We start from the raw sequence: 15,152 nt of genomic DNA, 5'->3' as shown, positions 1-15,152 counted from the left end.
CGACGCTGCGGACGGATACTCGCTCCGCCATGAACCTGCATCGCGTCGATCTCGTCTCGCTCTCGCTCTTCAGCCTGGTCGCCCGCACGGGCAGCATCAGCAAGGGGGCGGCGCTGGCCGCGCTGGCGGTCGGCGCCGCGAGCAAGCGCCTGAGCGATCTCGAGCATGCGCTCGGGACCACGCTGCTGGAGCGCCATTCCCGCGGCGTCACCCTGACGGCCGCGGGCCTGGCGCTGCAGCAGCACGCGCAGCGCATCCTCAGCGACGTGGACCAGATGACGGCCGACCTGTCCGACTACGCGTCGGGCCTGACCGGCGTCGTGCGGCTGTGGGCCAACACCTCGGCGGTGACGCAGTTCCTGCCGGCCCAGGTGTCCGCCTTCGTGCGCGACAACCCCCGCATCCGGATCGAGCTGGAGGAAGCCGACAGCCACGAGATCGTCGTCGCCGTGCTGGACGGCCGCGCGGACCTCGGCATCTTCGCGGACCGCACGCCGGCGCTGGGCCTGCACGTCCTGAACTACCGGCACGACCGGCTGGTGCTGGTCGCGCCGGCCGGCCATCCGCTGACGAAACGCAAGACGGTCCGCTGGGAGCAGGCCGTCGAGCACGACTTCGTCACCCTGGCGAAGGCGACCTCGCTGCAGAAGCGGCTGGAGATGGAGACCGAGAAGCTCGGCCGCCGCCTGAAGAACCGCATCCAGGTGCGCAGCTTCGACGCGATGTGCCGCATGGTGGCCGCGGGCATGGGCATCGCGGTGCTGCCGGACGTGGCGGTCGAACCGCTGCTCAAGCCGCTGAACCTGCGGCGCGTGGGACTCGACGAGGAATGGTCCGATCGCACGCTGCTCATCGGGGTGCGGGACCTCGATGCGCTTCCGAGGCATGTGCGGGTGTTCATCGATCATCTCTGTGCCACCGACTGACCGAGCAAGTCGGCGGAGGCTGGGGTCCCCTGGCCCTCATACGCTCGGCAGGCTCCGCTAAATCGGTCCAGGGGACCCCAGCCCCCGCCGACCGGCACGTCGCTGACGTTCGGGAGAACCCGATGCCGCTTTCGCGATCCGTGAAAGCTGGCGCCGCCACTCCGTCATTCCATCCGGAGGCGGACCTTCCCAGAATCCGTCTCCATTACAAGGAGACAGCTAGCCATGGAAGGTCTGCAGGCGCTGCAAGGGTTGCGCATCGTCGAGATGGGGCAACTGATCGCCGGCCCGTTCGCCGGCAAGACGCTCGGCGACTTCGGCGCCGACGTCGTGAAGATCGAGGCCCCCGGCAGCGGCGACCCGCTGCGCAACTGGCGGATGATCCAGGACGGCACCTCCGTCTGGTGGCAGGTGCAGTCGCGCAACAAGCGCTCGATCGCGCTCGACCTCCGCCAGAAGGACGGACAGGACATCGCCCGGCAGCTCATCAAAGAAGCCGATGTGCTGATCGAAAACTTCCGCCCCGGCACGCTCGAGGGCTGGGGCATGTCCTACGAGGAACTCGCCAAGACCAACCCCGGCCTGATCATGCTGCGCATCAGCGGCTATGGTCAGACGGGGCCGTATCGTGACCTGCCGGGCTTCGGCGTCATCGGCGAAGCGATGGGCGGACTGCGCCATCTGACCGGCGAACCCGGCCGCGTGCCGGTGCGCTGCGGCATATCGATCGGCGACACGCTCGCCGCGTTGCACGGCACGATCGGCGTGCTGACCGCGCTGTATCACCGCAAGGTCAACGGCGGGCGCGGCCAGGTCATCGACGTCGCGCTCACCGAGGCCGTGCTCAACGTGATGGAGAGCCTGGTGCCCGAGTACAGCGCCTTCGGCGCCGTGCGCGGTCCGGCCGGATCGGCGCTGCCGGGCATCGCGCCGTCGAACGCCTATCCCTGTGCGGATGGCGTCGTGCTGATCGCGGGCAACGGCGACTCGATCTTCAAGCGGCTGATGCAAGTGATCGGCCGCGACGATCTCGCCAACGACGAGGCGCTGGCCAACAACGCCGGCCGCGTGGCCCGCGTCGAGGAGATCGACGCCGCCATCGGCGCCTGGGCCGCGACACGTACCGTCGACGAAGTGCTGGCGCCGCTTGGCGAGGCCAGCGTGCCCGCCGGTCGCGTCTACACCGCCAAGGACATCGTCGAAGACCCGCACTTCCGCGCCCGCGACATGATCCTCAAGCAGCAGACGCGCGACGGCCATGAGCTCGACGTCCCGGGCATCGTGCCCAAGCTGATGGGCACGCCCGGCGCCGTGCGCCGCGCTGCGCCGCGACTGGGCGGCGACACCGACGAGGTGCTGCGCGAGATCGGCCTCACCGCCGAACAGATCGCCGCGCTCCGCGACCGCAAGATCGTCTCCTGAAGGCCTCGTGATGACTGCTTCCTCTTCTGCTTCCGCAACCGCATCCGCGTCCTCCGGGCCTCCCTCCACGGCTGGTGCGGCAGCGCGCGTGCCGTCCGACGTCTGGACCGGCGCCGGCCGGCGCATCTTCATGCAGGACGTCGGCACCCGCGACGGCCTGCAGGCCGAGACGACCTTCGTGCCGACCGCCGACAAGATCGCGCTGGTCGATGCGCTGTCGGAGGCCGGTCTCGCCAAGGTCGAGGTGACCGCCTTCGTCTCGCCGAAGGCGATCCCCGTGCTGGCCGACGCGTCCGAGGTGATGGCCGGCATCACCCGCAAGCCGGGGGTGATCTACACGGTGCTGGTCCCCAACGTCCGCGGCGCCGAGCGCGCCATCGAGGCCCGCGCCGACGAGCTCAACCTGGTGATGTCCGCCAGCGAGAGCCACAACCTGTCCAACCTGCGGATGACGCGCGAGCAGTCCTTCGCCGGCCTGGCCGAGGTCGCCGCGATGGCGCACCAGGCGGGCATCGCGGTGAACGTCTCGCTGTCGTGCTCGTTCGGCTGCCCGATGGAGGGCGACGTGCCGTTCGAGACGGTGCTCGGCTGGTGCGGGCACTTCCTGGAGGACCTCGGCGCGCGCGGCGTCACGCTGTGCGACACCACCGGCATGGCCTATCCGACGCAGGTCGTCGCGCTGGTGCGCGCCTTCCGCGAGCGCTGGCCCGAAGCGCAGTTGACGCTGCACTTCCACAACACGCGCGGCATGGGCCTGGCCAACGTGATCGCCGCGATCGACGCGGGCGCGGACCGCTTCGACGCGTCGCTGGGCGGCATCGGCGGCTGTCCCTACGCGCCGGGCGCGACCGGCAACGTCTGCACCGAGGAGATCGTCCATGCCCTGCAGTGCATGGGCTGCGACACCGGCGTCGACCTCGAGCGCCTGATCGCCGCGGCGAAGCGCCTGCCGCCACTCATCGGCCATGCGGTGCCGAGCCAGATCGTCAGCGCCGGCCGCCGGCTGGACCTGCATCCGCGCCCGCGCGACTTCGACGCGATCCGCGAGCGTGCGCTGGCCCGCGACGCTTGAGAGCCCGTCCGCCGGCCTGCCCTCAAGACCTGTCCAGCACGACGTTCCCGAACGACCTTTCCGCTTCACCACTAACGACAACGCCGCCCCGAGCGGCTTTCCTGGAGACAAGACCATGAACCGAATCCGCCGCCGCCTCGCCATGAGCGCCCCTGCCGCCGCGCTGATCGCGACTGCCGTCGCCGCGCTGGCCCCGATGACCGCCGCACAGGCGCAGTCGTATCCGAACAAGCCGATCACGATGCTGGTCGGCGCCGCGCCCGGCGGCACCACCGACATCGCCGCGCGCATGCTGGCCGAGCCGCTGGGCAAGGCGCTGGGCCAGACCGTCGTGGTGGACAACCGCTCCGGCGCGAGCGGCGCGCTGGCTGCCGTCGCGACCAAGCGCGCGGAGCCGGACGGCTACACGATCCTGATGCAGTACTCCGGGTACCACGTGATCACGCCGCACATCCAGAAGGGCGCGTGGGAGCTGAAGGACCTGCGTCCCGTGGCCAACGTGCTGACCGCGCCGCAGCTGATCGTCCTGCGCGAGGGCGTGCCCGCGAAGACCACCGCCGAGCTGATCGCCTACGCGAAGAAGAACCCCGGCAAGCTGTCGTTCGCGTCCTCGGGCAACGGCTCGTTGCAGCACGTCACCGGCGTGATGCTGGAGCAGCAGGCGGGCATCCAGATGATCCACGTCCCGTACAAGGGCACGGGCCCCGCGCTGCAGGATCTGCTGGGCGGCCAGGTCGACCTGACCTTCGGCACGCCGCCGCCGTTCATGCCCTTCATCGCGGCCGGCAAGCTGCGCGCGGTTGCGGTGACGGGCAAGGAACGCCTGTCCTCGCTGCCGGACGTGCCGACGGCCACGCAGGCCGGTCTGCCGAACCTGGATGCGGGCTCGTGGTTCGCGGTGTTCGCGCCGGCCAAGGTGCCGCAGGCGGTGGTGGACCGCCTGACCACCGAGATCCAGAAGATCATGGCCACGCCCGAGTTCAAGAAGAAGGCCGCGGAGCTCGGCGCCACCGCGGACTACATGAACCCGCAGCAGCTGCAGGCGCATTCGGACGCGGAGTTCCTGCGCTGGGGCAAGGTGATCTCCTCGGCGAAGATCCAGGCGGACTGAGCCGCCATCGCCGCCGCCATGGGCGGGTGGCCCGCGGCGGCGGCAGTCCCCACGGCCTCAGCCGTGCTGCGGCGCGAGCAGCGCGGAGGATGACGTCCGCGTCGGGAGGGTCGGGTCTGAAGTCATGGGACGTCCATCGGCGGGCATGCCGGCGCTGAAGGCGCTCAGCTCGGCCGCCCGCAATGCGAAGGGCGGCGTGGGATCGCCCCGCCGCCGGGACTTGGGCTCCAGATACCCGTCGATCTCGATCAGCCGCCGCAGGTCCTCCTTGAACAGCGCCAGCGCTTCGGCGTTGGCGTCGTAGCGCTCGTTGACGCCGCCCCTGTCGACGCCACGCGGGTCGTCGCCGACATCGATCACGATGTCCACGCCGGCATGGCGCAGACGGAACGCGAAGTCGCGCGACAGCGCCGGGGTGTCGCCCAGGTTCACCCACGATCGGCCGCCTTTCGTCAGCTCGGTGGCAAAGCCTTCCACGGCGGCGAGCAGCGCCTTGCGCTCGGCGCACAACGGAGCGCCTCGATCCGACGGCCGCGCCATCCGCGCATCGGCCGTGGACGACCTGTCTACGTCGCCTTCGAGGTCGCTGTCGCCGTTGCCGTCGCTGTTCCGGTCGATCGTCGTCATCCGGATCCACTGCCCTGCCGGATCGGAGCCGGGGCGGGTCGTGGCGTTCGTGGGGAGGTGCGCGGGGCCGTGGATCCACAGCGTCCGGCCGGCTTGCAGGACGGCATGACCGCTCTGCAGGTCGACGTAGCCGCCGAGCGGGATGCGCGGCCCGATGTCCGTCGACGCACCGTGCTGCTGGAGATGCGGCACGGCGGACGTCTGACCGTTACGCGAGGTCGCGCCGGCGGCATCGACCTGTGCCGTCAGCAGCACCTGGCCCTCGCCGTCTTGCGGCAGGACCAGCGCGGTCAATCCGCCTTTCATCAGGTCCTTGCCCAGCGCATCGAGGTGGACGCGCACCTCCGCCACCGGATCGACGTCGTAGGGCTCATAACCGAGATCGACCACCAGCGCGGCGCGCCGTCGCCGCAGGTCCAGACTCACGCTCAGTTCCGGCTGCTTCGGATCCACCACACGCACCGGGCCGCCCGGCATCGCGTCGAACCGGATCGTCTGCCCGTTGAGCCGGAAACCGATGCCGGCGCCTTCGCCTTCTCCGCCGACTTTGCCGCCGCCGTCGAGGAACTCGAAGGACTTGCCGCCGGCGGTCAAGGCGCCATCGAGCATGAAGGTCCACGATTCACCCGATCGCGCCGACGGGACGATGTTCACCGGGTTGCGCACGGTGCCGGCGCCCGGCAGGACCAGCACGACCTGACCCCCGCCGCCGATCAACCGGTAGTCCGTCGACGACTGATCCAGCGGGCGGATCTCGCGATCCGGCTCGCCGTCGTGGTTCCGGAAAGTGAAGCGCGCGTCGTCGAGGCCGGCGCGGCTCGGCAGCACGAGCACGCGCGGCTGGTGGTCGAGCACGACCGACAGCGTGCTGTTCCGATAGCGGTAGCGCCAGACGTCGGCCGACTTGGCCATGCTGCCGGAGGTGACGTAATCGCCGACGAACCGTCCGCCGCTGCGGCGCTCCATCCGGTCCAGCCGCGCGTCGCCGAGGACGGAGAAGTCGCCGCCGGCCCGGCTGTTGGAATACAGCTCGAAGTCGATGTCGACCGCGGGGCTGGTGGCGAGGATCAGGAGGCGGGAGGGATCCTGCTGCTCCGGGGTGAGCGCGGTCACCGGGCGGATCGCGCGCCCCTGCTTCCACAGCAGGGACCACAGGTCCAGGTCCATGCCGTCGCGGGACTTGGCCGCCTGGACGTCGGACCCGTCGTTGATCTTCCACTCGTGCGGATGTCCGGCGGAGGTGTAGAGACCCGACAGGCGGAGCGATGTCTCGCCGATCGTGGCGTCGCCGAAGCCGACCTCGCCGTTGAGGAAATCGATGCGGTCCACCGGCGCCCAGCCGGTGACGGCGAGGAACTGGTGATCGTCGCCGCCGCTGCCGCCGATGCCCGCACCAGTGCCGATGCGAGTGCCGATGCCACGGCCAGGAGGCATCAGCCGGAGCGGTGCGTCGTATCCCTCGTCGATCTTGCGCAGCGGCTGCAGGTTGAAGATGAGGCGTTCTTCCTCCTGCGCGACGGCGAGCGCCAGGCCTGTGACGCCGATCGCGATGCCCGCGAGCGGCACCGCCAGTTCCCGCATGCCGGCGGCCAGCGTCGTGAAGCCGGCCAGCGCGGCGATGGCGCTTCCACCCAGGAGGCCCAGTCCAGCAATGTCGAAGCCGAGCTGCGTGCCGGCGACGCCGATCGCGCTCGATCGTCCCGAGGCGATCGCGTCGACGAGGCCCTTGATGTCCAGGCCGACGACGCCGGCCTGCAGCAGCGAGCCCAGACCGCGCAGGCCCTCTGCGAGCAATCCCGCGGTCCGTGTGAGGCCCGAGACGACGGCGGTATCGGTGCTCTGCATCGTCGCGCGGATGGCCCCCGCCAGCGTCACCGCATCCGCCCCCAGGAAGGCGGCGCCCTGCGTCATGCCGAGGTAGGCGACCGCCGTCTGGTAGGGCGAGCCCGCCGCGGAGGTCCTCGAGAGCTGGCTCAGCGCCAGCGCGAGCAGTCCGGCGTTGAGGCCGTCGGGCGCCTGGGTGTCGAGCATCGAGGACAACTGCCGCAGGTAGAGGTCCACGAGTCCCGCCTCGCCCGTATCGTCGAGCGCCGTGATCGCGATCGCGCCCGTCGTCTCGTCGAGGAAGTGCAGCGCCGCCGGATCGGCGTCGGACGGCACGGGCAGCAGATGATGGCGAGCGGAGGGCCGCACGCGGTCGACGATCCGGCCGGCCGCGCCGAGGATGACGCAGTACGCCGAGCCGAGCGACGACGCCTCCCGATAGACCGTGTCCGCCGGTCGCTGGCCCGGCGCGGCGGGGTACTTGTCGTGGCGCGCGATCCGGCCGGTCGCCGGATCGCGCTGGTAGATCCAGGTCTTGCCCGGCGCATGGCGTTCTTCGGCGGCACCGAGGTAGCGGAGCGTAATGCGGACCGTGTCCGGCCGCAGCAGCGGCGCCATGAGCCAGTCCCACCGGTTCAGAACGAAGCCCAGTACCTCCGAGTAGGCCGTCACCTGCGCGTCGCCGGCCAGCAGGCCCTGCTCGACACCGGCCTCGATGAAGCGCTCGGCGAACGAGCCGGGGGCCGCACGGCTGACGAGCGCGCAGGATCGCAGGGTGACCCGGCTCGCGGTCCGGGCGATGCCCAGGTCGTGCAACGCCGACTTCACCCGGGCGACGAGCGCCGCGGGTGAGTAGTGCTCGAGTTCGGTCGCCCCGGTGTCGCTCAGGCTGTCGTGGCCTTCGATCTCGAGCTTCACGCGGGTGTCCGGCGTGAGACGCGACAGCAGCGCTTCCCCGCCGACGATGCGCTGATGGCCGTGTCGATCGACCTGGATCCAGACGGCCTCGTCCGGATAGCGGTAGCGCTCGAGCGCCAGATTCGCACTGTCCGGGCTCATCTGGAGGAACAGGCGCAGTTGCCGGACCTCCGTCGCGCGGACGCGCGGCTCGAAGAACCGGTAGCCGCCGCCGTCCCACCACTGGGCGATGGTCGAGTGCGTGCCCGGCCGCTCGATGACGGTGGTCACGCTCCGCGCCTCCTTGATGGCCTCGAGGTCCGGGAGCCACATGCCGCGGCGGGACCGGGCGGCGACAGGCAGGTCGCCGACCCGGATGTCATCGCCCTTGAGCGTGACCTGGAACCGGTTCGTGACGCCGTCCTGGAACAGGCGGACCAGCACGAAATCGCGGAGCAGCCGGAACTGCCGGTCCTGCCGGGCGATGTCCTCCGCCGACGCGGTGGCCGGCAGCGGATCGACGTGCAGGGTCGCCTTGGATCCGCGGCGATCGGGCTGGAACTCCCAGGTCCCGCGCTCGCGGTCCGAAGGCGTGGGGGCGATCTCCAGCATGCTCGACACGCTCCAGGGCGGCGGGGGCGCGGGGGCGTCCTCCTGGACGGGCCGGTCCGTGCCGCCGGTCTGCAGCGCCCTGATGAGCGCGCGATCCTCCGGCGTTCGTTGCTGCGGCTGCACCGTCCCGGGAGAAATGAACCGCGGTGCGGGCGCCAAGCCTCGTTGCGCGAGCCTGTCCTGCGCCGCGACGACGTCGCGGACCGCTTCGAAGGCCTCCGACTGTTGCGGCGCCTCCGCGCGCCACAGCGTGCGCGCGTGTGCGAGGGCCACCTTGAGCGGCTGCTCGCAGAGCAGCGCCTTCAGTGCCTGGACGCGGGCCTTCACGCCCGCCGTGGCGTACTCAGGACTGACGGACCGCGCCGAGGCCACGGCCAGGCTGAGCAGTTTCAGCAGCAGGCCTTCGGACAGCGGCAGCACCACCTCCGTGGCCTTGACCGGCGCGAGCGCGAGGGTGTTGTCGGAGCGGTAGCGGCACAGATGGACCGGGTCCTCCGGCTCCTGCCCCAGCCGAAGGTTGCTGCTTAGCGCATGCGCCGCGTCGGGAAGACCGGAGAAATCGGCCGTGCGTACCGCCGTCATGATCGACGCGACGATGGGCGACAGCATCGATGTCCACATGCCCTGCAGTTGCGCGGGCGAGAGGACCGTCTTCCGAGGCAGTGCCCGCATGACGAAGTCCACCGCCCACGCCGTGAGCGCGTCCTTCGTGCCGTCGGCGAAGCGGACCTCGTCGGCGGGCGATCCGCCCGCGCGCGATGGAAGTTCCCGCGTGAAGAGCATCAGCAGGCCGGTATGCAGCGCCAGCGCCCCATCGGTCCGGGATCGCTCCACCGATTCCAGGCGCGTCAGGTTGTCGGCGAGGGCGGGGTTGAAGGCGGGCATGGTGCATCCGGCAGCGGAGGGACCTCCTCAGTGGCTCGGCGCGCGTGCCAGGTCTTGCCTCGACCGCTCGACAACCGCCGCGGCCATCGGCCCTCGGTTGTCGACCCCGCAGACTTCAGATCGCCACCAGCCCCCGGATTTCCGGCGTCTGCATGTCCGCATTGTTCCCCCGCGCGATGACGCTGCCGCGTTCGAGTACGAGGAACTCGTCGGCCAGTTCCGCCGCGAAGTCGTAGTACTGCTCGCACAGCAGGATGGCGACCGGGTGGCCGTCGAGGCCCTCGTCGGCCAGGCGCCGGATGACGCGGCCGATGTCCTTGATGATGCTGGGCTGGATGCCTTCGGTGGGCTCGTCCAGGATCAGCAGCTTCGGGGACGCAGCCATCGCCCGCGCGATCGCGAGCTGCTGCTGCTGGCCGCCGGACAGGTCGCCGCCGCGCCGCTTGAGCATCTGCTTGAGCACCGGGAACAGCGCGTACAGGTGCTCCGGGATCGCCGTGCCGCCGGGCTTGCTCGCCAGGCCCATGCGCAGGTTCTCCTCGACGGTCAGGCGGGCGAAGATCTCCCGCCCCTGCGGCACGTAGCCGATGCCGGCCCGTGCGCGCTGGTACGGCGTCGCGCGCGTGATGTCCGCGCCTGCCAGCGTGACGCTGCCCGCGCGGATCGGGATCAGGCCCATCAGGCTCTTCAGCAGACTCGTCTTGCCGACGCCGTTGCGCCCGAGGAGCACGGTGATCCGTCCCGGCGACGCGCTCACCGACACGTCGCGCAGGATGTGCGAGCCGCCGTAGTACTGCTGGATGCCGATGGCTTCGAGCATCGGTGCGATCGTCGTCGTGGCGCCGTTCGAGCCGGGCCGGTCCTGAAGTTCAACGGCCAAGGTACACCTCGATCACACGTTCATCGGCTTGCACCTGTGCGAGCGTGCCTTCGGCCAGCACCGATCCTTCGGCCAGCACGGTGACCTTCTCCGCGATACGGTCGACGAAGCCCATGTCGTGCTCGACGACGATGATGCTGTGCCTGCCCTTCAGCGTCAGGATCAGCTCCGCGGTGCGTTCGGTCTCCTGGTCGGTCATGCCGGCCACCGGCTCGTCGAGCAGCAGCAGCTTCGGATCCTGCACGAGGAGCATGCCGATCTCCAGCCACTGCTTCTGCCCGTGGCTCAGCAGCCCCGCCGCGCGCGTCATCTGGTCCTGCAGGCGGATCAGCGTCAGCACCTCCGCCAGCCGGTCCTTCTGCGCGCCGCTGAGCACGCCCCACAACGACGCCCGCAACGCACGCGATCCTTGCAGCGCGAGCTCGAGGTTCTCGTAGACGGTGAGGGCCTCGAACACCGTCGGGCGCTGGAACTTGCGGCCGATGCCCAGCTGCGCGATCTCGGCCTCGCTGTGGCGCAGCAGGTTGATGGTGCCGCCGAAGAACACCGTGCCGCTGTCGGGCCGGGTCTTGCCGGTGATGATGTCCATCATCGTGGTCTTGCCCGCGCCGTTGGGGCCGATGATGCAGCGCAGCTCGCCGGGCGCGATGTCGATGGACAGGCCGTTGATTGCGCGGAAGCCGTCGAAGCTGACGAACACGTCCTCCAGGTACAGGATGCGCCCGTGCGCCAGGTCCAGCTGGCCCGGCAGCACGACGCGGCCGTAGCCGGGACCGCTGGCGGCGCGCAGCCGTTCCTCGCCTTGTTCGAGCAGGTCGGGACTCATGCCTGGGTCTCCACGTTCTTTCCGACGTCTTTTCCGCCGAGCTTGCGCTTCACCAGCCCCGCGATGCCGTCCGGCATGAACAGCGTGACCGCGATGAACAGCGCGCCCAGCAAGTACAGCCAGTACTCCGGCGCGAACTGCGTGAGCCAGCTCTTCGCGCCGTTGACCGCGAAGGCGCCGACGATCGGCCCCACCAGCGTGCCGCGCCCGCCGACCGCCGCCCAGATGGCGATCTCGATCGAGTTGGCGACGCTCATCTCGCCGGGGTTGATGATGCCGACCTGCGGCACGTACAGCGCGCCCGCCAGTCCGCAGATCAGCGCCGACAGCACCCATGCGGCCAGCTTGTAGGGCAGCGGGGAATAGCCGCAGAACATCAGCCGCGACTCCGCGTCCCGCACGGCGCTGAGCACGCGACCGAACTTCGCGCGCGTCAGCCAGCGCAGGCCGAGGTAGCAGCCGACCAGCGCCACGGCGCTCAGTACGAACAGCGTCATCCGCATGCCCGGCGTCGTGATCGACAGTCCCAGCAGCCGCTTGAAGTCGGTGAAGCCGTTGTTGCCGCCGAAGCCGCTCTCGTTGCGGAAGAAGAACAGCATCGCGGCGTAGGTCATCGCCTGCGTGATGATCGAGAAGTACACGCCCTTGATGCGCGAGCGGAAGGCGAAGAAGCCGAAGAGGAAGGCGATGCCGCCCGGCACCAGCAGCACGAGGAGCATCGTCGCGAGGAAGCTGTCGCTGAAGGTCCAGTGCCAGGGCAGCGCCTTCCAGTCGAGGAAGACCATGAAGTCCGGCAGCGTGCTGCGGTATTGGCCGTCGGTGCCGATCTGGCGCATCAGGTACATGCCCATCGCGTAGCCGCCGAGCGCGAAGTACAGGCCGTGGCCCAGCGACAGGATCCCGGCGAAACCCCAGATCAGGTCCATCGCCAGCGCGCACATCGCGTAGCAGCAGAACTTGCCGAGCAGGCTGATCCAGTAGCCGTCGACATGCAGCGGATGGCCGGCGGGCACCAGCAGGTTCAGCGAGGGCAGCAGCACGCAGGCGATGGTCAGCGCCGCCAGCACGGCGACCCAGCCGGCGCGGCTGAGCAGGGCGGGGCGCTGCGGCAGCAGCATCGGAGAAATCGCGGTCATGAGGGGATCCCTGCGCATTCAGACTCCTGCGCGCGGCCCTTGACCGCGAACAGGCCCTGCGGCCGCTTCTGGATGAAGACGATGATGAACAGCAGCACGGCGATCTTGGCGAGCACCGCGCCGACGACGCCTTCGAGCGCCTTGTTGGCCAGGCCCAGTCCGAGCGCCGCGAGCACCGTGCCGGCGAGCTGGCCGACCCCGCCCAGCACGACGACCATGAAGGCGTCGACGATGTAGCTCTGTCCGAGGTCCGGGCCGACGTTGCCGACCTGGCTGAGCGCGCAGCCCGCCAGCCCCGCGAGACCGGAGCCCAGTGCGAAGGCGTAGGTGTCCACGCGCGCGGTCGGCACGCCCATGCAGGAGGCGATCGGGCGGTTCTGCGTGACGGCGCGGACGAACAGACCGAGCCGCGTGCGCGCGATCAGCAGCGACATGCCGCCGAGCACGACCAGCGAGAAGACGATGATCACGAGCCGGTTCGCCGGCAGCGCGAGACCGGGCATGACACTGGGCATGAGGGCGAGCGAGCCGCCCATCCACGACGGGCTTTCCACCGCGACGTTCTGCGCGCCGAAGAGCGAGCGCACCGCCTGCATGAGCACGAGGCTCAGGCCCCAGGTGGCGAGCAGCGTCTCCAGCGGCCGGCCGTAGAGCCAGCGGATGACGGTGCGTTCCAGCGCCGCGCCGACCAGGGCCGACGCGAGGAAGGCGGCCGGCATCGCGACGATCAGGTAGGCGTCGAACCAGCCCGGCAGCCACTGGCGAAAGGCGACCTGGACGAGATAGGTGGCGTAGGCGCCGATCATCATCAGCTCGCCGTGCGCCATGTTGATGACGCCCATCAGGCCGTAGGTGATGGCGAGGCCCAGCGCGACCAGCAGCAGGATGCTGGCCAGGCTGATGCCGGTGAACAGCGCGCCCAGGCGTTCGCCCCAGGCGAGCGTGTCCTCGACCTCGCGCAGCGAGCGCTGCAGCGCGCGCTTGACGTCGGGGTCCTGTTCGTCGGACAGGCGTTGGTTGAGCAGCAGCCGCGTTTCGGGGCTGTGCGATTCGCCGAGCAGCTTCGCGGCGGCGAGGCGCTTGGTCGCGTCGGGGCTCGCGGCCAGCGCGGCGGCGCGGGCGAGCTTCAGGGCGTCGAGGACGGTGGCGTCCTGCTCCTTCGCGATGGCGGTCTCCAGCAGCGCGACGCGGGCGTCGTCGCCACCGGCGTCCATCAGCGCCTTGGCGGCGGCGAGGCGCTCGATCTTGTCCGCGCTCGACAGATGGAGCGCGGCGAGCGCGCCGTCGAGTTCGCCGCGCAGCCGGTTGTTGAGCATCACGTCCTCGAGCGAGGACTGCGCGTCCGGCGACAGCGTCACCGCCGCGCCGGTGGCGGCGTCGACGACGCCGGCCTCGGTCGTGATCAGCACGCGCTGATCGGGGCCGAGCTTCACGCGTTCGTCGGACAGCGCCTGCAGCAGCACCGCGGTGCGCTCGTCCGGCGCCGCGACGAGCTTGCCGAGCGCGGCGATGCGGTCATCGGTCTCGCCCTGCGCCACGGACAGCGCCTGCGGCTGCGTCAGCGCCTGCGCTGTCGACGCGAGGCTGCCGATCGCCAGCAGGCATCCGAGGAGCAGGGCGCGCCGCATCACTTCTTCGCCGGCTCGTCAGGCTTGCCTTCGTTCCCGGCGATGTACGGGCTCCACGGCTTGGCCTTCACCGGCGCGGGTGTCTTCCACACGACGTTGAACTGTCCGTCCGCGCGGATCTCGCCGATGAACACCGACTTGTGGAGGTGATGGTTCTTCTCGTCCATCTTGGACGTGATGCCCGACGGCGCGCTGAAGGTCTGGCCGGCCATCGCCGCGATCACCTTGTCGGTGTCGGTCGACTTGGCCTTCTCCACCGCCTGCTTCCACATGTTGATGCCGATGTAGGTGGCCTCCATCGGGTCGTTGGTCAGCGGCTTGTCCTTGTGGCCGGGCAGGTTCTTGGCCTTCGCATACGTCGACCACTTCTTGATGAACGCATCGTTCGTCGGGTTCTTGATCGACATGAAGTAGTTCCACGCCGCCAGGTGACCGACCAGCGGCTTGGTGTCCACGCCGCGCAGCTCTTCCTCGCCGACCGAGAACGCCACCACCGGCACGTCCTTGGCCTTCAGCCCGGCGTTGCCCAGCTCCTTGTAGAACGGCACGTTGGAATCGCCGTTGATCGTCGACACCACCGCCGTCTTCCCGCCGGCCGAGAACTTCTTGATGTCCGCGACGATGGTCTGGTAGTCGCTGTGGCCGAAGGGGGTGTACTTCTCGTCGATGTCGCTGTCCTTCACGCCCTTGCTCTTCAGGTAGGCGCGCAGGATCTTGTTGGTGGTGCGGGGGTAGACGTAGTCGGTGCCCAGCAGCACCCAGCGCTTGGCGCCGCCGCCGTCCTTGCTCATCAGGTAGTCGACCGCGGGGATGGCCTGCTGGTTGGGCGCGGCGCCGGTGTAGAACACGTTCTTGCTGAGTTCCTCGCCCTCGTACTGCACGGGGTAGAAGAGCAGGCCGTTGAGTTCCTCGACCACCGGCAGCACCGACTTGCGCGACACCGAGGTCCAGCAGCCGAAGATCACCGCGACCTTGTCCTGGGTCAGCAGCTGGCGGGTCTTCTCGGCGAAGAGCGGCCAGTTGGAGGCCGGGTCGACGATCACCGGCTCCAGCTTCTTGCCCAGCACGCCGCCCTTGGCGTTGATCTCGTCGATGGCCATCAGGACGGTGTCCTTGAGCACGGTCTCCGAGATCGCCATCGTGCCCGACAGGCTGTGCAGCACGCCGACCTTGATGGTGTCGGCGGCGAAGGCGGGCAGGGCGGCGAGGTTCAGGCCGGTCAGCGCGCCGGCGACGGCCAGGGTCTTGAGCGCGTGGCGACGTTGCGGGCGCGGGGATTTCGGATGCGAGGACATGGGGAGCTCCG

General features: G+C 69.8%; 10 protein-coding genes. 4 read left to right on the top strand and 6 right to left on the bottom strand.

Annotation, left to right across the window (positions count from 1 at the left end; genetic code table 11):
- Nucleotides 1–29 precede the first annotated feature (29 nt).
- From AC07OZ_RS26280 to AC07OZ_RS26265, 4 genes are all read left to right on the top strand, one after another.
- Nucleotides 30–926 carry a LysR substrate-binding domain-containing protein gene (locus AC07OZ_RS26280; protein WP_495469991.1) on the top strand — a complete coding sequence of 299 codons (897 nt, stop codon included), beginning with the start codon at nucleotides 30–32 and terminating at the stop codon, nucleotides 924–926.
- A gap of 225 nt (nucleotides 927–1,151) precedes the next feature.
- Complete coding sequence (locus tag AC07OZ_RS26275; protein ID WP_495469990.1) at nucleotides 1,152–2,348, top strand: CaiB/BaiF CoA transferase family protein; 1,197 nt, start codon at nucleotides 1,152–1,154, stop codon at nucleotides 2,346–2,348.
- Nucleotides 2,349–2,478: 130 nt separating this feature from the next.
- Nucleotides 2,479–3,420, top strand: a complete 942-nt coding sequence (locus AC07OZ_RS26270; protein WP_495470074.1) for a hydroxymethylglutaryl-CoA lyase — start codon at nucleotides 2,479–2,481, stop codon at nucleotides 3,418–3,420.
- A gap of 115 nt (nucleotides 3,421–3,535) precedes the next feature.
- Nucleotides 3,536–4,531, top strand: coding sequence for a Bug family tripartite tricarboxylate transporter substrate binding protein (locus tag AC07OZ_RS26265; protein WP_495469989.1), 996 nt, complete (start codon nucleotides 3,536–3,538; stop codon nucleotides 4,529–4,531).
- A 57-nt stretch (nucleotides 4,532–4,588) separates the two neighbouring features.
- On the opposite strand, the gene AC07OZ_RS26260 is transcribed toward AC07OZ_RS26265, so the two are convergent.
- The 6 genes from AC07OZ_RS26260 to urtA form a co-directional block, all read right to left on the bottom strand.
- A complete protein-coding gene (locus tag AC07OZ_RS26260) occupies nucleotides 4,589–9,376 on the bottom strand; it encodes a TcdA/TcdB pore-forming domain-containing protein (RefSeq protein ID WP_495469988.1) in 4,788 nt (1,595 codons plus the stop codon).
- 115 nt (nucleotides 9,377–9,491) lie between these two features.
- Nucleotides 9,492–10,196 carry an urea ABC transporter ATP-binding subunit UrtE gene (gene urtE / locus AC07OZ_RS26255; RefSeq protein ID WP_495470073.1) on the bottom strand — a complete coding sequence of 235 codons (705 nt, stop codon included), beginning with the start codon at nucleotides 10,194–10,196 and terminating at the stop codon, nucleotides 9,492–9,494.
- 49 nt (nucleotides 10,197–10,245) lie between these two features.
- Nucleotides 10,246–11,082, bottom strand: a complete 837-nt coding sequence (urtD, locus tag AC07OZ_RS26250) for an urea ABC transporter ATP-binding protein UrtD (protein WP_495469987.1) — start codon at nucleotides 11,080–11,082, stop codon at nucleotides 10,246–10,248.
- A complete protein-coding gene (gene urtC / locus AC07OZ_RS26245; RefSeq protein WP_495469986.1) occupies nucleotides 11,079–12,218 on the bottom strand; it encodes an urea ABC transporter permease subunit UrtC in 1,140 nt (379 codons plus the stop codon). Before urtC ends, urtD begins: the two co-directional genes overlap by 4 nt.
- Nucleotides 12,215–13,846 carry an urea ABC transporter permease subunit UrtB gene (gene urtB / locus AC07OZ_RS26240; RefSeq protein WP_495469985.1) on the bottom strand — a complete coding sequence of 544 codons (1,632 nt, stop codon included), beginning with the start codon at nucleotides 13,844–13,846 and terminating at the stop codon, nucleotides 12,215–12,217. The genes urtC and urtB overlap by 4 nt, the downstream gene beginning before the upstream one ends.
- The gene (urtA, locus tag AC07OZ_RS26235) at nucleotides 13,846–15,141 is read right to left on the bottom strand and encodes an urea ABC transporter substrate-binding protein (RefSeq protein WP_495469984.1); all 1,296 of its coding nucleotides are present in this window, start codon (nucleotides 15,139–15,141) and stop codon (nucleotides 13,846–13,848) included. Before urtA ends, urtB begins: the two co-directional genes overlap by 1 nt.
- Nucleotides 15,142–15,152: the final 11 nt, after the last annotated feature.

The organism is Roseateles sp. GW821-FHT09G03 (genome assembly GCF_059416045.1).
This window is presented reverse-complemented; position numbering and strand designations above follow the sequence as displayed.